We start from the raw sequence: 18835 nt of genomic DNA, 5'->3' as shown, positions 1-18835 counted from the left end.
ACCTTTAACCTTTCAGCATCAGGTATATATGTAGAAGTTATAATTATTGTTTTCTTTTAGAAGGATTTTTTTAATACCTTAAAGCGCAGACGTACCAATACGAAACAAAGAATGATACATATTATGCTTACTGTTATATGGAGTATGGTAAATACAACAGATGAAGGTTCTATCTCCGGCAGTACCCTGTATTTTATAATCTTTCGCAACAATGAATTTCCAAAGGTGACACTCATCACTCCCATAAATATGGAAGTACAGGCTATGTAAACCCATGTAATTAATGAATATTTAGCTTTAGCACCTCCTTGCTTTCCCATGGTAACAGCTTTAAAAAAATTCATTCTCAGATTTGATACTTTCATAAAATTGCACATAAGGAAATAGCCATCCGATAGCGAAAAAGGGGAGAGATTTACCAGCGCGATCTGGAAATTGGACAAGGCAATAACTTTTAATATCTCTATATTCAACAGGTAACTCACCACAGTCAAGGTTATACCCAAAGTAATATTCCAAATTATTCCTGCAGACATTATTTTTATTCTTTTATTCCTTGGAAGCGTGTATATCCCGGAAATTCTCACATATGCCATTGGTATAAAGCCGAAATAGAGTGCGAAATTCATTTTAGCTGCATATAGTTTATACTTTCCGGCTACAATTACGTGGGCAAATTCATGAGTTATAAAAATAGGAATCGCCAGCAGGCTGGAAAAAATGAAACTCTTTATATATGAATTTTTGTATCTTATTAATTCTATAATAGATATCTTATTTTCCAGCAATAAATACGAGAAAATAACAATTCCCAGTCCCAGCAGAACAAGTACACATGAAACAATAATGCGAGAAAAGGGCTGAATTAATCCCGACAATCTTTTTATGTCAACAGCACAAAGTGGAAATGTAAGTCTGCTGGCTTCGTCAAAAGGCCTTCCCATGTAATTTTCGTCCTCCAGCAAACCAACTCTTAGAAGCTTCATCACTAATTGGTATACGTCAACTTTTATCCCTTGCATCTCCATTTCGCCTTGAATCTCAGTAATAGTCAATGCTCCGTTCATTATTGAAATACAGTTCCATAAATTATTTACCTGGCTTTGCGTGGCCTTGATGTATGCATCCCTCTCCACGGAGCCAATACAGTATTCATTGCCCTCTTTTTTTTCATATAGAACTGTGACACTTATGTCCCTGTATATTTTAGGTTTGTAAGTATCGGGGTCCAAAGCTTCAGGTATTTTACTGTACTCTGTTTTATCCTTTTTCAATATTTATCCCACTCCAATCCAGGTACGAATACTTTTAATTTCCGGTTATCCGGCATTACTGACCCGCACCATTTCATTTTCAACAGCATTCCTTTTTTGAAGCCTTTTGCTTATTCCACCGGTTGACAATTCTACCACCAGCCTTTCAGTCATTGCTCTGACAACACCGCACATTTCCGTAACCGGCTTGCTTATATCTCCATTATTCAAGTAAGCACCCCCTATACAATTTGTACAAATGCCTTTTATCCAGCAATCTTTGCAATCGTCGATTTTATCCACCGTATTTTCCGCTACCATTGTTTTAACCCTGTTGAAACTTTCTTGCGCTGCAGGGTTATATACATTCCCCATAATAAATTCTTCATGCCCGATAAAAGTAAAGCACGGATAAATATCTCCACAGGTATTTACTGAAAAATCTATAATTCCCGCTATACAAAAATTTGCACGCTTTTCATGCTTTTTCAGCCTATCTGCTGCTTCAAGTACTTTTGGAATAGTTATTGGCTTTGAAGTTGCCAAGGAATCAATTCCATACTTGACATAGGCATCAAAAAAGCTATTCAATGAATCGGTACAACTGCCTCCGCCACATGCAGACAGTTCTTTGTTATTTCTGTCTATAACAGGAGCCAGGTGTATACCGTCAACTCCCAAAGAATGTATATATTCTATAACTCTCGGGTACATGCCGCTCTTCTCAAAATCCTTTACTTGAGCCGAGGTAACAGTCATTTCTACCAAAAGAGGGAACTTTCTCTCGGCATTCATTCTCTCTATGGCATCAACAACGCTGTCGTGAACACTGCCTGTGGCAGTTTTGAATATCCTGTTGGTGTCGTTTATTTTCTTGTCCCCATCAAGGCTTATGGTCACAGAAAACTGGTATTGATTAAACAGATCTATAGCTCTCTGGTCAATAAGAGTTCCGTTTGTAACAATAGTGAAGTTCGGCTTTTTCAAACCTTTGTTTTCAAAGGTCTCGGTAACCCAGGAACACACCTCCTCCATCAGATCAAAATTCATTAATGCCTCTCCCCCGAAGAACTGTATATTTGAAATACCTTCCGGAAATTTCTCAAGAAAATATTCCACTGCAGCCATCGCAGTCTCTTTAGTCATATAGGCCTGTTTGAATTCCTGGTATTCACCGCCGTCTGCATAACAATAACGGCAGGCAAGATTACATTTTTGAGAAATAACCAGTACCAGCCTTTTACAAACCTTTGCTTCTGTTGTTTTTCTAATTTTAGCGGGTTCCTCCACCGGGAGTCTTTCAGATATGATATTTCCCATCTCAACAGGCTCCATTGCAGAAAACCTTTCTCCGGTTTCCTTTGGTAAGCGGTAGAAATGCATGGTCTCTATATCATAAAGTACATATTTGTCATCTGTCCTGAATAATTTATATCTATTTTGCATACAAATTCCCATCCTTCACTTAATTAAAAAGTAAAATAAGTTTTATGTTTAATAAAGGTTCCTGCTTAAATCCAGAAAGCGGTTGGCTCACCGAATTTAAGCAGGAAAGAGATTTTTTTATAAATGTCTGTTCCTGATGCTACCCTCTCCTTTTGAACCTATATTATAAGTTATTCACTAACATTAACACCCTCCGCCGCAGCCTCCGCCGCATGCCGGAGTTACTGTGCTCTCCAGTTCGTCGATTTCCGATACGTCAACCTTTTCTATAAGGTTCTCTACAGGTATTTTTTTGTTATCCATGTTTTTTGACCTCCATATAAAATATTTTTTATTTGACTTGCATTAACACCCTCCGCCGCAGCCGCCGCCGCATGCCGGAGTTACTGTGCTCTCCAATTCGTCGATTTCCGATACGTCAACCTTTTCTATAAGGTTCTCTACAGGTATTTTTTTGTTATCCATGTTTTTTGACCTCCATATAAAATATTTTTTATTTGACTTGCATTAACACCCTGCGCCGCAGCCGCCACCGCATGCCGGAGTTACTGTGCTCTCCAATTCGTCGATTTCCGATACGTCAACCTTTTCTATAAGGTTCTCTACAGGTATTTTTTTGTTATCCATGTTTTTTGACCTCCATATAAAATATTTTTTATTTGACTTGCATTAACACCCTGCGCCGCAGCCGCCACCGCATGCCGGAGTTACTGTGCTCTCCAATTCGTCGATTTCCGATACGTCAACCTTTTCTATAAGGTTCTCTACAGGTATTTTTTTGTTATCCATGTTTTTTGACCTCCATATAAAATATTTTTTATTTGACTTACATTAACACCCTGCGCCACAGCCGCCGCCGCATGCCGGAGTTACTGTGCTCTCCAGTTCGTCGATTTCCGATACATCAACCTTTTCTATAAGGTTTTCTACAGGTATTTTCTTATTGTCCATCAGGTACACCTCCTCTCCTTGTTTGGAATTCACCCTGAACTCCTTCGGTAATTACATAAAATTTTAATTTATATAACTGCACCCGCTAAAAGTACAGCTTTACACAAATTCAAACACTTATGATCGATTCACCTTTTATTCAATGAGATGGCCACAACCAGATGCTGCTGACATCATACCCTCAAGCTCTTCAATTTCAGATATTTCAATCTTATCCAAAAGATTTAGAAGTTCCTTTTCATCCATTTCCTTCACCCCCTTCTCAGTATCCTTAGCCATGCTCTATCCAGAAATTTGTTTTTGACATTATGCAGTCAGCACTACGCTGTCTTCTGCAAATTTCATCAATTGCAAGAAAAATTCCGCCTCCAGGTCGGCCATCTTTAAAAGTTGATGCCTCAGGAATTGCAGTTTTTCCTTCAGATCATTCGATGAACTCAAAAAGCTTACAATTTGCTTCCAGTTCTGTGCCAAATCTTTTAATTGTTCCGATATTTTCCTGTATTCAGGCATATCAAACATATCTCCCAGCTCATCCAGAAATTCGGCATATATCTGCCGGGACATTGTTCCGCTTGCATCCATTTGGCCTATGTACGCTGCAAGAAAATTAATTTGAAGGTTTAAATAATGTCTCATTTTGCTTTCTGAAATCAGAGGTTCAAAGCTGCTGATCTCATCGACATATGTCCTGATACCGCTCACCCCGGTATTTTTATTATCCGAAAGCATCCTGCTGCATACATTTTTTATGCTTTTAGCAAAGTCCTGATACTCAAGCCTCAATTTTATATTTTCGGAATAAAATTCATACCATTTGTTTTGAGGCGTAAAGGGTTTCCAATCCGAGCTTCTTGCCTGAGCCAATTCTGTACTGGGGCACCATATCATATTGGGATAGAGGAAATCATAAAGTCCAAAACACTTGTCACGGTAGTCCGCTGCAATAACCGAATGGTGTCCGAAATGCGTTTTTCCAAATCTGTCACCTATATAGGAAAGGTAGTAACGGTCTGTGTCCAGCATAACGGGTTGCCCACTCAGGACTCTTTGCTTTAATATCTCCTCGGCTGCCGCATTGTCAGGTTCTTTGAAACACATAATTTTAAGTCCTATATTTCTGCAGAGATTGTATTCGGTTTGAAGTTTTCTTCCGTTGAGAACCATAAACGGGACCTTTGTTTCACGTTCTAACCAGTAATCTATCCCAAGTCCTTCTCCCAGCCCGAAGCTCATTGGTATTGACAACTTCAGTCCGTAGAATTCAACAATATCTCTTATACATTGAGTGCGGCAGTCTGCTTTTCCTATCTCGTGGTTAAAAATCATCTTTGAATTCCCCATATGATCTCTCCTTGTCTTTCTATTGCATCTTAGCCTTAATAATCTTTTAGCAGCCAAATCCCAGCCCACTGTCTCCGCAGCCAAAACCTAAAGAAAAACCGTTTGCCTCAGAATTAGAAATATCCTCTAAAAATATTTCCTCAAAAATAATGTCTTCCATACTGAACATCTCCTTTCAATTTGTTTCTTAATTAATCTTTCAAGTCAACTTATTGACTATTGATAATATTTAAGTGGTTTTTAATTTGATTTATCTTACAATTAAGATAATAAAGCTTTTATAATGCGTATTTCATAATATTTCCTATTTGTTTAAAAGCTCAGCGTATTTGTGTGGGAGATTTACACTTAAGAAGAAAAAACGGACATCCATGAAAGAGTAGTACATGAAAACTCACTTTTATCAAGCCCTTTAATACTCGTTAATATATTGAAACTGAATACCGTGCAGTTCTGTATAAAATTCAAAAAAGGAGTGTCGCAAAACTACTTAAATAGCAGCTAGCGATACTCCTTACCTTTTATCTTTTATAGAAATTTTAGAATACTTTTACTTTGTGCAAGTCTTCTCCCAAACAAAGAAGTGGACGAAGTACTCTTAATTTTACTCAGCCTCTTTTTTTATCTGCTTTACCTATTATTTCCTTCAACAAAAGCCTCTTTTTAAAAGCCCCTCTCTCCTCAACTTTAGCAATCCTTATTTTTTCGAACTCTTCAAGAGATACCCCTTTACAGTCAAGCAAAGCATATACTACTTCAACCAGATCGGCAAGTTCCTCTACACTTCCATCTTCCAAATATTCCTTTAATTCCTCACCAAGCTTTATGTCCAAATACTTCTCATAATTTCTGGCATCCAGAAGCTCAACTATGGCCTTGCTACCTTTAGACTCTACTATTTCAGGAATTTTGTCACGGATTAATTTATCATACTTTATAGAATTATTATTTTCCATTTTAATCACTCCTAATTACTGGTCTTTAATTTATGAAGCAACTCATCTTTCATTCTCTTCAAAGCGTTTTTTCAAGCCTTTCCCTATAGAACTTTCTGGTTCTGTAGTCCACAATGTCTTTAAAATGCTTGACAAATGCCGGGTTATCTATATACTCTTTAAGTTCTGGATTCAGGCAGAAGTTCTTATCTTCTTTATAAAAGAATTCAGCGGAAGATCTCAAAAAAGCGTTTATTGGATTCCTTCGGGCCAGCTCTACATATTCCTTTTTGTCCCAAGCTTTGTAATTACGGGTACTGTTATCCTTTAACAAATCAACAGCGTTTGATCCATGAGAGTAAAACTCCTTAAAGCTTTCATATATGTCTTGCTCATTAATGGTAAGCCTCATTTTACCATTAATATAAAAAGCCGAAAGAAGAGGCATCTTATACATTTTGGTCATATCAGTATTTTCAATATTCTTAAGAAACTCATGAGCCTTGGTGCCCATCAATGCCTTTTCATTCTCTGAAAGTTCTCCAATCTTATTAAGGAAGGAAATATAATCTTTAAAGATGTTTAAATCCCTTCTGGTGCTAATTGCAGAATATATGCTTTCATCCATATATGTGTACATTGAAAGTCTCAAGGGTCTGTCACTGATATTCTCTTTAATCCTGAAATATTCCTCCCTGATTTTTTCAAATAATTCTTTCCGCTGACCTGCCATGCGTTTAAAGAGATCAATCAATCTGAAGTCAAAGTCAACAAAGCAACCATCTGGATATTCAACGCTGCTAAGTACATTGGTTTGACTGCTCTTTCTCACAAGGTTTTTCACATCCCCGGAAAGAAAGAACGGAATAAGATTTGCTTTTTTATAGTTACCGATAAAATCCAGCACATTCACATACTTTTTATCACCTTTTCTGCGCAGGCCTCTTCCCAACTGCTGCAGAAAAACAGTAGGTGATTCTGTGGGTCTCAGAAACATAACCATATCAACTTCAGGAACATCCAGTCCTTCATTAAACATGTCCACAGAAAATATAACTTTAATTTCAGAACTCCTTAATTTCTCTATAGCTTCCTTCCTGCTCATAATACATAATGCCTCCTGGCACTCCTCTGTATTATGACTGATTACAGCACAAGCTTTTACACCATGGCTCATAAAATATTCAGCCATAAAAACAGCATGGCCTCTGCTTGAGCAAAACCCCAAAGCCCTTCTGCTATTGTATTTCAGATAGTTTTGCGATATCAGGTCAGCCCGCTTATTTATATTTAGCAATTGCTCCAGTTGTTTCCCATCATACCTGCCATTTCTATAGTCTATCCTGCTATAATCTGTTTCATCATAAACGCCATAATATCTGAAAGGTACAAGCCAGCCCTTATTTATAGCTTCCTTCAGCCTGACTTCATATACAAGGTTATAATCACATAAAGCAAACACATCCTGACTGTCAAGCCTTTCCGGTGTAGCAGTAAGTCCAAGCAGAAACCCGGGCCTGAAATACTCAATAATATTTTTATAGCTGTCAGCTACCGCATGGTGAAACTCATCTATAACAATATAGTCAAACCGGTGTATTGCAAAATATTCTTCATTGAGATATTCCTTGCGGCCTATAGTTTGAACTGTAGCAAGTAATATCTCGCACTCTCTGTCTTTTCTTTCTCCGCTGAAATAACCGATTGACTTTTCAGATCTTACACATTTAAAGGTTCTTTCTGCCTGTCCTAATATTTCCTCTCTATGAGCTACAAAAAGAATCTTATTGAATTCCTTTGAATCAAAAGCCGCCAGAAAGGTTTTACCTACTCCGGTAGCTGCAACCACTATGCCTTTATCCCAGCCCCCTCCAGCCGTGATTTTTTAAGCTCATATAAAGCCTCAATTTGAGGGCCTATAGGACGTGGATAATCTAGTATCAGGCATTGTTCCCGCTCATGAGTGTCAACTGCATAATCCGGCAGCAGTTCAGCAGTCTTTGATTTAATTAAGCCTCTATCATCTTGTTCGCCGTCTTCAATCCGCTCCAAGTCCTCAAACAGCTTCGGCCTCTTCCACCTCTTCGAATACTTTCGCATCTCATTATCATCAACTATAATAGATTGATTAAGAAATAAATCCTCAAATGTATCCTTAAAATGAGAACAGTCTTCCGGATTTGTTTCAGAGGAAATCCGATAGTTCCATTCAATTCCACTGGTTAATGCCGAGCGGGAGACATTTGATGAACCTATATAGATTTCACTGCTATTTTCATATTCAAAAATATATGCTTTTGGATGAAAAGATTTATTGGGTACATTATAAAAGCGCAAATCAATCTTATCTCCTAAAGTATCCTTGAGAAGATAAAGAGCTTGAGGTTGGGTAATGTTCAAATAGTTGCCGCATAAAATCCTTAAAACCGTACCTTTATCAACAGCCTCCTTAAAATCTTCCTCCAGAAGCCGTACACCTGATTCCATCAGAAAAGCAACAATAATATCAATTTTATTTGCCTTTAAAATAGACTCTTTAAGGCGTTTATACAAGTGATCGCTATCACCTGTAACACAATTTTTATTATAACTATGTAAAGATGAATATTCTACCATTTATTTAGTTCCTTCCTATCCATCATACTCCACAAGAGGTTTTTTTAATTTTCTGATACCACCTCTGGGATTGTCAACATCCCCGTAATACCGGGGAATAACATGAACATGGAGATGGAAAATAGTCTGCCCGGCAGCTTCCCCTATGTTAATCCCAATATTATATCCATCAGGCTTCAGATTACTATCAAGTAACGCTTTAACTTTTTTGGTCAAATCATTGAAGGCGATTATTTCATCCTGTGTTGCATCAAAGTAGCTTGCATAATGCCTTTTAGGTATTATAAGTACATGTCCCTTATTAACCGGAAATTTATCATATATTGCTACAGCAAGTTCATTTTCCATTAAATAGTTCTTATCATTAATATAATCACAAAAAATACAAGACATCAATTACCCTTCCTCTGAATAGCAGTCAGAAAATAAAAATTCATATAAGTTCCGAATTATCTTCCGCCGCCTTATCCCTATCTTGTGGGGCACAAGAGTATTCCACGGGTTTATAAAATTTATTTAGTCTTTCTTTTAAGTAATCCTGTAACCTTTCATCAACGCAATATACATAACAACCTTTTTGTCCTCTCGACATAAGAGTCCTATATGTATTTTTTATGATCTGATCGGCTACTTTCAATGCATTTTCCCTGTTTTCCCTATACATCTTTTTTATGCCGCTTAAAGATTTATCTGTTTTTGCCCTTTTTGTAAAATCAGTAATAATCCTTCTCCCGTCATATCTAATATCATTTCCTATAATAACTCCTACATAATCGAATTCAAGCCCCTGTGAAGTATGTATGCACCCCGCCTGGTTAATTGAATCCCCAGCAATAGCCCACGTAGTATTGCTTAAATTCCAACTCATTTTAAAGTTATACTTTTCAATGGATATGTCGAAAACTGCGCTATCGCTTTTGCCCTCTGTTATCCAGTTCCAACAGTACCCGGCAACGACTCTCGCTTTATTGTTAATTTTATTTTTCTCCTCAATTAATTCCCTTAATTCATTTGGATTATCAACAACCTTAAATTCATAATCAAACTCGAATCCATCAAAGTTTGCTGTATTACCAATCTCCAGTACATCATCAAGCCACGAGAGGTATCCATCCGATCCATTACATCTGAATTGAGATTCAAGCTTCATTTCAACGACATCAGCTTTATTCAAGTGAGCAAAATTGATAATGTCCTGCTTATTACCATCGTCACTTATACTAATCTTCTGGTATTCATCAATAAAGAATATTGAAAACTTAGACGCATTTATTATTTCCTTCGTTTGATTTTCTCCCTTATTTTTAAATAAACCCGATTTCTCACCCAGGCGGTGAGCTTCATCAACAATCAGTACATCAAACTCGTTTTTATCTGATTCGTAATAAACGCCAGATCCTTTAAACAGATTGTCAATATATGACTTTTTATAGTCATCCTGCAGTTTCCGAGAATAAACTTCTCGTGGAGCACTATTTTTTGTTATTCCTGTCTGCTTCGTCCAGACCCGATAAGATAAAATCTATTCTTCTGGATGATGCAGGAATCTTATATTCAATTGCAATACCGGATTCCGAAGGTATTGCTGGTGTATTAAGCACCTTATACATATAATTCATTGAATTGTTCCACGAATTTATTTCGCTTTCTGCTGTACGTCCAATCTTATCTTTATAAGATGCATATATCTTTACCGCTATTTCGTCTCTTTCTACATGATCCATAAACTCTTGCTTAGTAGCCTCATAGACAATCATATTCATGCCCATGCCCCATAGTTAGTTCAAAATATCTTGAAAAAACGGCATGGCTCGGCACCTCCCTTGAAATATATTCCGATCCCCTTCAACTTTTCACACTTTATCAGAATTCTGTATATTTCCTGCTGTTACCCTTTGCCTTTTCTATGGGATATTTCTCTGAATTCTTCCTCAGCTTATCTTCCATAATCTTTATAATATCAACATTCACCGAATCAGCCATTAAGACGCAATATATCATTATATCTGCAAGCTCTTCCATCACCTTTTCTTTATCGAAGTTGTTATCCCACTGAAAATTCTCCAATAATTCCGCTGCCTCAATCATGATTGACTTGGACAAATTCTCAGGCGTATGGAACTGTTTCCAGTCTCGCTGGTCTCTGAATGATAAAATTCTTTTTATAAGCTCTTCCAAATTGTTCAACTCCATTCAATTTAATATATCGCCTACGCCGAAATGGATTCGGCTACGGCTCCGCAGACTACGTCTGCGCACCCCGCTTTCGCGCGGTGTTTGAACAACGTCAATGGAAGATTGCAGCTCACCACTGACAGCTTTACCTGGAAACCCGCTACCTAAGAGGTGGGGAACTGCTGACATTGTTCAAAATATATAAGGGACCTGCTAAATCAGGTTCCTTTCTTTAAAACTCATATACTTATCTCCAGCAACAATAATATGATCCATTACCTTTACAGAAATCGGTTCAAGAGCCGATGTTATTTTCTTAGTAATCGCGATATCATCCTGAGAAGGCTGAAGACTTCCTCCAGGATGATTGTGTGCCAGAATAACACTATTTGCCTGATGCCGCAGTACCGTTTCAACAATTAATCTCGGATAAACCGGGGATTCATTGATAGTTCCTTCATGAACCAAAGCTGCATAATTGACTCTGTTTTGTGAATCCAGACATATAACAAAAAACACCTCATAAGTTCTTCCGGCGAAGAGAGAAACTGAATATTCCCCGGCTTTTGATGAACTGTTCAAAACAGGCTTGTCCCCCCATTTCCTATTAAAGTACCTTCTTGATAAAGACGGTATAAAGGAGACAAGTACAGCAGTGTTTTCACTGACTCCACATCTTTTGCAGATATCTTTGGGATCAGCTTCAAATAAGCCTGCTAAAGAACCGAATTCATTAATCATTTTGTGTGCAAGGTCATTGGTATCTTTCATTGGTATGCAGAAGAAAAGGAGCATTTCCAGCACTTGATGATCCTCAAATCCATCCAAACCCTCTGTTAAAAATCGTGTTTTAACTCTTTGCCTGTGGCCCTGGTGTACATTCTTTTCCATAAAAACCTCATTACTCTTACTAATTCGTTATGTATTCAAACATTTTTTCTTCTACCTGCTGTTTCAATTTATACACAATGTTAACTATTGGAAGAACTTTGCCATGGCCATCTTTGGTAGTTGTCTGTTTGAATTCACAGGGAATTACGTCCCCCATATAATAAAAATCAGAACCCTCGCTATCACTTTTCTTTACAAATAGTAATATCCTCAGCCCAGTATTTTCACAATTCTGTAATTCTATAGTCTCTCTGGAATCCATTTTGACTCTTGGCCTGGTCATCCAACTAAATTGCTGCCTATTAATAAAATCCTCTTTGTATTTTGTGCTTTCACTAATATGTTCACTTTTATTGTAAGTAACAAAAATCGGGCATGTATTGTTTTTAATTCTATATCCATAAACAGTGGATGATTGGTCACTCGCCCAATTAAGAATACGACAAGCATCCTTCCTGCTGTATTTTTGATATAGCTTAAAGCCATCAATAAAGTTCTCTTTACTATAATCTGAACTAAAAGCAGTTTTACCATAACTGATAATATCGTTTAAGAAAGTCTTAAATACAGGTCTTTTCAGTACGCTTTCAAGTTTATCACTTATTTTAATGGTGCCATTTATTACGTCAATGCTATAAGGTCTATTATACTTATTAAAATCCTGTTTTTTAACAAATTGGCAATTCAAGCTGTTTATTGATGACTCAATTGTTTCATCCGAAGGAAGATATGAGAAATCAGTAAGTATTTTTTGCTTGATGCTTTCAATTGACACTTTATTGTTGCTTATAACTTCTTCCAAAATAATAATGTCTTCTATACGCTTTCCATTACCTATCTCTTTAGAATAAAATTCAAGATATCCTCTTTCACTGACAGATAAATCTTCTTTAAAATTTTCATCATACTTGCTGACAAAATTGAAATAGGAATCTGAATATTCAACAAATGCATATGGGTCACGGCTTCCATGTTCAATAAAATCCATCATTAAAGGCATTTTACCCAATTTATACTTTAATAAATTGTATTCTTTGAAAAGATCTTTTTTTGAATTCAATGTGGCAGTATTTATAGCTTCAAAAATCCTCTGTTTGGTAATATAGTCAAAATTGACAGTGGATGACCCTGGAATAAAACTGTTGCCGCTATTAATCAATTTTCTCAGGGTATCCTTGTTATATGAATTATCTCCAAATAAAGCAATCGGAATTAAATAGTTATTTGAATAATTACCTATGAAATCAATAACTACAAGATACTCCTTATTTCTGTTTTTCCTGAGTCCACGTCCCAACTGCTGTACAAATATAATAGCCGATTGGGTTGGTCTTAGCATAATTATTTGATTAACAGATGGTATATCTACTCCCTCATTAAATATATCAACAGTAAAAATATAATCCAAATATTCCCCTGAAATATTATCTTCTTCTAACTGCTTAATCGCAATCTCTCTTTGTTCTTCACTGCTGCTGCCATCAAGAGCTATTGTTTTATAGCCTCGTTGATTAAATTGTTTTGACAATTCTCTTGCCTCTTCAACTCTGCTGCAAAAAATAAGACCTTTTACTCTTCCTTGGTCGCACCCATAAAACTCCGATTTTTCTATTATCCGTTCAACTCTCTCATTAGACGTTAATGCGTTGAAGTCCGCATTTTCATTAATTAACTGTCCATTGATCTTAATGTCACTTATTCCGTAGTAATGAAATGTACAGAGCATATTTTCTTCCAAAGCTTTATTTAACCTAATCTCATAAGCTATGTTGTGGTCAAATGCTTTAAATATATCATAACCATCCATTCTTTCAGGTGTAGCAGTCATACCTAATAAGAACCTTGGTTTAAAATACCCTATTATATTTTGATAGGAATTGGCACCTGAACGGTGCGCCTCATCAATGATAATATAGTCAAAATAATCCTGCGCGAATGTTTTCATTATATTATCTTTTGATAAGGTTTGTATTGTGCAAAATAAAAAATCTGATTCAAAGTCCTTTGAATTACCGCTTAAAAGACCCATGGAAACGCTATTGCCAAATACCTTCCGATAGCTTTCCATTGCTTTATTTGCTATATTTTCCCTATGTACTACAAATAACAGCTTTGCAGGTTTAAATATTTTAGCATCAAAGGCTGATAAATATGTTTTTCCAGTACCGGTTGCAGAAATAATTAAAGCCTTGTCTTTTCCATTATCTCTAAGGTTATTAATACAGGCTAAAGCTTCTATTTGCATTTTATTGGGGGATATCTTATAGAACATGGAAGGCTCAATATTTTCCTGGTTATCTATGAAATATCCTGCTTCTGTACCAGCGACGCGTTTTTTTACAATTACATTTGTATTATCTTTGTATGTCCGTTCTTGATATATTTTCTGATATTCATCTATCCATTCATCCGTAACAGTCACAGCATTATCAAAGGTGTAGTTAAATTCTCTCATTGTCTGCTGTAAAAGAGAGCCTTCACTCAGTGATGTAACTTTTATATTCCATTCTTTATTATAGCTAAGTGCATCTTGTGTTAAGTTACTACTACCGACTATTATAGTGAATATATCATCTCGTTTAAATATGTAGCCTTTTGTATGATGATTATTTTCAACCACTATTTTTACTTCAATATTTTTTAAACTAATAAGCCGCTTTAATGCAATAGGCTCTGTAAAGTTTTGATACTGAGATGCAATTATCTTCCCTTTTACACCTTTATCTTCAAGTTCCTTCAGTACATTAATCAGAGAGGCAACACCACTGTTGGTTATAAAGGCTGTTGAAAAGAAAAACTCCTCACATTTATTTAACTCGTTTACGATGCTGGTTAAAACTTTTTGACCTGACTTATAGTTATTTATAAGCAGAGAGGGGCGATATTCTTCCAGAGAAAACTTATGATAATCGAAAAGACCAGTATGTAAACTCCTTGCCAGATTTTTTTGGATACTCAAGGCATAACCTCCCTAAGCTTCTTCACAATAGGCAAATCTGCTGCAGCCCAATCTATGGTTTCAAGCTCCTTGGGTTTAAGCCAGGTATGTGAAATATGTTCCCTTCTTGTGAAGGTTTTGTTATTCATTTTACAAATAAAACTGTGCATAGTAATGGAAAAGTCCGGATATGTATGTTCTACAGTCATAAAAAAATCCTTTGGAGTAACAATTATGTCCAAATCCATCTCCTCGGATAATTCCCGCATTAAGGCTTGTTCCCTGCTTTCCCCTGGCTCAAGCTTCCCACCTGGAAATTCATATTTAAAGGAAACATAATCATACTTAGCTCTATTACGCTGCATACATAATATTTCATCATTGTTTATTATTATTGCTGCTACAACCTCTAAATGGCTCATATTCATCACCTATGGCTTTATCACTCGTTTTTACTTATTATACCACTCTAATGGGATAAAAATATATGCCTATTTTAACCTCCACTTATAAAAGGTAATAAAAAAGTTCTTTATAGAAATAAAATTCACGGTGGAACTCGGCCTCATCCTTACCATAGATGTTCTGCTCTCAAAAACCTTCGCACTACTTCGTCATGCTGCGCATCTCCGGTACTCACGTATCTCATACGTTCCGCTCCTCGACACTTGCTTTCCTTGTATTGCTTGCTTTTTGCTTCGCAGGCTCTGCCGGCAGAGCGCAGCACAATACGCATTAAGGTCTGCATTCCAATTCAGAACAGAGCACAAAAAGGAAATACCTCCGGATTTTCGTCGGAGGTATTTCCTTTTGGAGCTCCCATCCAGATTCGAACCAGACCTCACCCTTACCATGAATGCTCCGCTCTCAAAAACCTTCGCCCTACTTCGTCATGCTGCGCATCTCCGGTGCTCACGTATGGCATACGTTACGCTCCTCCATGCTTGCTTTCCTTGTATTGCTCGCTTTTTGCTTCGCTGGCTCTGCCGGCAGAGCGCAGCACAATACGCATTAAGGTCTGCATTCCAATTTAGAACAGAGAGCACAAAAAGGAAATACCTCCGGACTTTCGTCGGAGGTATTTCCTTTTGGAGCTCCCATCCAGATTCGAACTGGAGACCTCATCCTTACCATGGATGCGCTCTGCCAACTGAGCTATGGGAGCCTGTATCAAATTGTTTGGAGCAGGTGATGGGAATCACGCCTGCTTTGTCTTCCGTTCGAGCCCTCTCAGGTTCGATTTCTAAACAGTTTTCCATTACGTCAGGAATTTGCCAATCAAAACTTCTTGTTTTAAAACTGGAGCGGGTGATGGGAATCGAACCCACGCAATCAGCTTGGGAAGCTGATGTTCTACCATTGAACTACACCCGCACTTTATGTAGCAGGCTAATAGACTAGGGTATTATAGCATGTTTTTTGTTCACTCGTCTAGTCGCATTTTAGCCCGTTTTTTAAGATTATGCCTTCTGTTCTTCTAGATATTTCTCCAATTTACGTTTTACTCGTTGTAGCGCGTTATCTATCGACTTGACATGCCTGTCCAAATCTTCTGCTATCTCCTGATAAGACTTGCCTTCAAGATAAGAGGTCAAAACCTCCCATTCCAGAGAGCTCAATATTTCGCCCATCTTATTCTCTATGCCCAGAAACTCCTCCCTGTTTATCAAAAGCTCTTCAGGGTCGCTGATATTCTCCTCGCTGATGACATCCATCAGAGTTCTGTCGGATTCTTCATCAAAAATCGGCTTGTTAAGAGATACATAGGAATTTAAAGGTATATGCTTTTGCCTGGTAGCAGTTTTTATGGCAGTAATAATCTGTCGGGTTATGCAAAGCTCGGCAAAGGCTCTGAAAGAAGACAGCTTGTCCCCTTTGTAGTCTCTGATTGCCTTAAACAAACCGATCATGCCTTCCTGAATGATATCCTCGCGGTCGGCACCGATGAGAAAATATGTTCTCGCCTTAGCCCGGACAAAGCTCTTATATTTGTTTATAAGATACTCCAGTGCATTTTCACTGCCTGCCTTTGCCTCTTGTATTACATCCTCATCTATCATTCCTGTATAGGTTTGATAGGCCTCAGCCCTCACGTTAATTTTCAATGCAGTTGCCCCCACTTTTTCGGCTCGTTAAAGAATGTTAAAATAGAGATAGATACTCATATTAAATTATATGAGACTACCCATACTGTGTCAAGCTTTACTTCCCCCTTGCAAATTCTATCCGGCTTCTTACATATGTCAGGTGAAACATTTGCCGTATTGTATTGCTCTTCATCAGAGGCTTGTTTTTATACACACCTCACCGGCTGTTTTCATATTCAGTTATTTTTTACCTGTCAGGACCTTCCCCTTTGCTTCAATATCTCGTACATTACAATTGCTGCTGCAACCGAAGCATTCAAGGAGCTTATTTCTCCCTGCATGGGGATATTTACAACAAAATCACATTTTTCACGGATGAGCTTGCCCATGCCCTCTCCTTCACTTCCCACCACCAGCGCCATGGGGCCTTTGAGATCGCTCTCGTAAAACGCTTTATCACCGGTGGCGTCGGTACCCACCACCCACACATTGTTTTTCTTTAAATATTCTATAGTCTGTGCAATATTTGTAACTCTTGATACTGGTACATATTCCACAGCCCCGGCTGATGCCTTTGATACGGCGGAAGTCAGGCCGATGGCTCTTCTCTTTGGAATAATTATGCCATGTGCTCCGACAGCATTGGCAGTTCTGAGAATAGCACCAAAATTGTGGGGATCTGCTATTTCATCCAGAATAATGATAAAAGGAGGCTGTCCTTTTTCACGTGCAGCCTGCAGAATGTCGTCAACTTCCACATATTCCTTTACGGCAACAAAAGCAATTACCCCCTGATGCGACCTGGAGGTGGACATACTGTCAAGGGCACTCTTTTCAACCTCGGTTACTATTATGCCCTTCTGTCTCGCCATTGCCACTATCTGACGTATAGAACCTTCACGTTCACCTTTTATTACAAATAGCTTATTTATGGTCCTGCCGGCCTTTAAAGCCTCCAGAACGGAATTTCTGCCTTCCAGCTTGTCACTATCCCCAAGCTGCTCCTCCTGAACCTCTGCCTCCAGCTTCGGCTCTCTGGGAATTCTTTTTTCGCCAAAATCCCTGGGGCCTTTTTCCGCCCGGGTTCTATTGCCTGCATCCGGTTTTCCGGCTCTGGCTCCTCGCCTGTTCTGCTCCGGCCTTGGTCCCCGTTTATCAAAGGAATTTCTTCTGTCAGAATCCGTTTCCGGGCCCCTTCTATCTCCAAAGGAGCCTCTTCTTTCTCCGGCTGTGCTGTTCCCCTGTCTTTTATCTGCTGCCATGTTTCCTCCCAAGTCATATGACTGTATCCGCCGCAGCGGTAATATATTTTCTGTTTACTGCCTGTATTTGACCATATTTGTCTATATCTGCTTGCCGCTTGTATCTGTCTGCATCTGCTCGTATCTACTCGTATCTGCCTATATGTGCCTGTATCTGCTGATTTCCAGGAATTTTTATCTGAAGCTCGGCTATGCTTCCACCGAAAGCCTCAATATTTCCAGCAATCTGTCTGTTTGATTTATAAGATATAAATAGCCTATCAGTGCCTCAAACCCTGTAGAATAACGATAGTCCGTTATTTCTGCATGCTTGGGCACAGTTACGGACTTGGCATTGCGGCCTCGCCTTACCACATCCTGCTCGTCCGGATTCAGCTTGTCCATTATGCGCCTGACAATGTCGGACTGTGCCTTTGCCTTAACATAATTTACCGACATTTTATGAAGGGTGTTAACATTTGTTTTTTTGTTTACAACGAGCATGGTGCGGATATAGGTTTCGTAGACCGCATCACCTATATATGCGAGCACCAAAGGCTGAAGATTCATGACTTCCATGGGCTTTATGTCAAAATCTCCCCGCATTTTGCCTATAATATCTTCAAACATATTGTCTCCAGACTATAACTCAGATTCTAATTCTTTTCCTTGCTATTATACACTAAAGTTATAGCAGTTAAAACAAAATTTATTTATGGAGCCTCTGTGATTATCCACAGGAGAAAGGCCTGAATTCAGGCCAAACCTCCATATATCTATGATAATACCTTCCTTTTCCACAATTTATTCATAATGTGGACATGTAATCTGTGGATAATGTGGACTAATCTGTGTATATGTTTAAAATAGGCTCATCCACGTTGTGAATAATTTAACCTGCATAACACAGGATAATTCAAAGCCAGCTTAAAGGCATAATTCAGAGACAACTTGTTGG

General features: G+C 38.0%; 17 protein-coding genes and 2 tRNA genes. All 19 read right to left on the bottom strand.

The window, feature by feature from the left end; genetic code table 11:
* Window positions 1-56 precede the first annotated feature (56 nt).
* Window positions 57-1274 carry a zinc metalloprotease gene (locus tag CLHUN_RS02105; RefSeq protein WP_080062910.1) on the bottom strand — a complete coding sequence of 406 codons (1218 nt, stop codon included), beginning with the start codon at window positions 1272-1274 and terminating at the stop codon, window positions 57-59.
* Between the two features lie 45 nt (window positions 1275-1319).
* On the bottom strand, window positions 1320-2699 hold the full coding sequence (locus CLHUN_RS02100; RefSeq protein WP_165755628.1) for a radical SAM/SPASM domain-containing protein: 1380 nt from the start codon (window positions 2697-2699) through the stop codon (window positions 1320-1322).
* Window positions 2700-3956: 1257 nt separating this feature from the next.
* A complete protein-coding gene (locus CLHUN_RS02095; protein WP_080062908.1) occupies window positions 3957-4994 on the bottom strand; it encodes a BtrH N-terminal domain-containing protein in 1038 nt (345 codons plus the stop codon).
* 608 nt (window positions 4995-5602) lie between these two features.
* The gene (locus CLHUN_RS02090; protein ID WP_080062907.1) at window positions 5603-5950 is read right to left on the bottom strand and encodes a nucleoside triphosphate pyrophosphohydrolase; all 348 of its coding nucleotides are present in this window, start codon (window positions 5948-5950) and stop codon (window positions 5603-5605) included.
* A 58-nt stretch (window positions 5951-6008) separates the two neighbouring features.
* A complete protein-coding gene (locus CLHUN_RS02085) occupies window positions 6009-7778 on the bottom strand; it encodes a DEAD/DEAH box helicase (protein ID WP_340148317.1) in 1770 nt (589 codons plus the stop codon).
* Entirely contained in the window at window positions 7778-8545 is a 768-nt protein-coding gene (locus tag CLHUN_RS22765) for a phospholipase D-like domain-containing protein (protein WP_340148316.1), read from the bottom strand. Before CLHUN_RS22765 ends, CLHUN_RS02085 begins: the two co-directional genes overlap by 1 nt.
* A 15-nt stretch (window positions 8546-8560) precedes the next feature.
* Complete coding sequence (locus CLHUN_RS02080; RefSeq protein ID WP_117387013.1) at window positions 8561-8938, bottom strand: HIT family protein; 378 nt, start codon at window positions 8936-8938, stop codon at window positions 8561-8563.
* Window positions 8939-8978: 40 nt separating this feature from the next.
* A complete protein-coding gene (locus CLHUN_RS02075) occupies window positions 8979-9989 on the bottom strand; it encodes a DUF2075 domain-containing protein (RefSeq protein ID WP_242656419.1) in 1011 nt (336 codons plus the stop codon).
* 28 nt (window positions 9990-10017) lie between these two features.
* The gene (locus CLHUN_RS22460) at window positions 10018-10269 is read right to left on the bottom strand and encodes a hypothetical protein (protein WP_242656411.1); all 252 of its coding nucleotides are present in this window, start codon (window positions 10267-10269) and stop codon (window positions 10018-10020) included.
* 139 nt (window positions 10270-10408) lie between these two features.
* The gene (locus tag CLHUN_RS02070) at window positions 10409-10723 is read right to left on the bottom strand and encodes a nucleotide pyrophosphohydrolase (protein ID WP_080062905.1); all 315 of its coding nucleotides are present in this window, start codon (window positions 10721-10723) and stop codon (window positions 10409-10411) included.
* A gap of 210 nt (window positions 10724-10933) precedes the next feature.
* Window positions 10934-11611, bottom strand: coding sequence for a RadC family protein (gene radC / locus CLHUN_RS02065; protein ID WP_080062904.1), 678 nt, complete (start codon window positions 11609-11611; stop codon window positions 10934-10936).
* 19 nt (window positions 11612-11630) lie between these two features.
* Complete coding sequence (locus CLHUN_RS02060) at window positions 11631-14570, bottom strand: DEAD/DEAH box helicase (RefSeq protein WP_080062903.1); 2940 nt, start codon at window positions 14568-14570, stop codon at window positions 11631-11633.
* Window positions 14567-14971: a (deoxy)nucleoside triphosphate pyrophosphohydrolase gene (locus tag CLHUN_RS02055; protein ID WP_080062902.1), complete on the bottom strand. Its 405-nt coding sequence runs from the start codon at window positions 14969-14971 to the stop codon at window positions 14567-14569. The genes CLHUN_RS02060 and CLHUN_RS02055 overlap by 4 nt, the downstream gene beginning before the upstream one ends.
* A gap of 149 nt (window positions 14972-15120) precedes the next feature.
* Window positions 15121-15285: a hypothetical protein gene (locus CLHUN_RS22345; protein WP_207559124.1), complete on the bottom strand. Its 165-nt coding sequence runs from the start codon at window positions 15283-15285 to the stop codon at window positions 15121-15123.
* A 353-nt stretch (window positions 15286-15638) separates the two neighbouring features.
* Window positions 15639-15714: transfer RNA gene (locus CLHUN_RS02050), tRNA-Thr, on the bottom strand.
* Window positions 15715-15849: 135 nt separating this feature from the next.
* Window positions 15850-15923: transfer RNA gene (locus tag CLHUN_RS02045), tRNA-Gly, on the bottom strand.
* Window positions 15924-16009: 86 nt separating this feature from the next.
* Window positions 16010-16654 (bottom strand): RNA polymerase sporulation sigma factor SigH, encoded by a 645-nt coding sequence (sigH, locus tag CLHUN_RS02040; RefSeq protein ID WP_080062901.1) that lies wholly within the window; start codon window positions 16652-16654, stop codon window positions 16010-16012.
* Window positions 16655-16890: 236 nt separating this feature from the next.
* A complete protein-coding gene (gene rlmB / locus CLHUN_RS02035; protein ID WP_080062900.1) occupies window positions 16891-17898 on the bottom strand; it encodes a 23S rRNA (guanosine(2251)-2'-O)-methyltransferase RlmB in 1008 nt (335 codons plus the stop codon).
* A gap of 189 nt (window positions 17899-18087) precedes the next feature.
* Window positions 18088-18507 carry a Mini-ribonuclease 3 gene (locus CLHUN_RS02030; RefSeq protein WP_080062899.1) on the bottom strand — a complete coding sequence of 140 codons (420 nt, stop codon included), beginning with the start codon at window positions 18505-18507 and terminating at the stop codon, window positions 18088-18090.
* Window positions 18508-18835: the final 328 nt, after the last annotated feature.

This window comes from Ruminiclostridium hungatei (genome assembly GCF_002051585.1).
Lineage (GTDB): Bacteria > Bacillota > Clostridia > Acetivibrionales > DSM-1351 > Ruminiclostridium > Ruminiclostridium hungatei.
This window is presented reverse-complemented; position numbering and strand designations above follow the sequence as displayed.

Coding starts and splice junctions, on each gene's coding strand:
- CLHUN_RS02090 (WP_080062907.1), bottom strand. CDS start 5,950: ATGGAAAATAATAATTCTATAAAGTATGATAAATTAATCCGTGACAAA.
- CLHUN_RS22765 (WP_340148316.1), bottom strand. CDS start 8,545: ATGGTAGAATATTCATCTTTACATAGTTATAATAAAAATTGTGTTACA.
- CLHUN_RS02055 (WP_080062902.1), bottom strand. CDS start 14,971: ATGAGCCATTTAGAGGTTGTAGCAGCAATAATAATAAACAATGATGAA.
- radC (WP_080062904.1), bottom strand. CDS start 11,611: ATGGAAAAGAATGTACACCAGGGCCACAGGCAAAGAGTTAAAACACGA.
- CLHUN_RS22345 (WP_207559124.1), bottom strand. CDS start 15,285: ATGCGTATTGTGCTGCGCTCTGCCGGCAGAGCCTGCGAAGCAAAAAGC.
- CLHUN_RS02095 (WP_080062908.1), bottom strand. CDS start 4,994: ATGGGGAATTCAAAGATGATTTTTAACCACGAGATAGGAAAAGCAGAC.
- CLHUN_RS02030 (WP_080062899.1), bottom strand. CDS start 18,507: ATGTTTGAAGATATTATAGGCAAAATGCGGGGAGATTTTGACATAAAG.
- rlmB (WP_080062900.1), bottom strand. CDS start 17,898: ATGGCAGCAGATAAAAGACAGGGGAACAGCACAGCCGGAGAAAGAAGA.
- CLHUN_RS02100 (WP_165755628.1), bottom strand. CDS start 2,699: ATGCAAAATAGATATAAATTATTCAGGACAGATGACAAATATGTACTT.
- CLHUN_RS22460 (WP_242656411.1), bottom strand. CDS start 10,269: ATGGATCATGTAGAAAGAGACGAAATAGCGGTAAAGATATATGCATCT.
- CLHUN_RS02080 (WP_117387013.1), bottom strand. CDS start 8,938: ATGTCTTGTATTTTTTGTGATTATATTAATGATAAGAACTATTTAATG.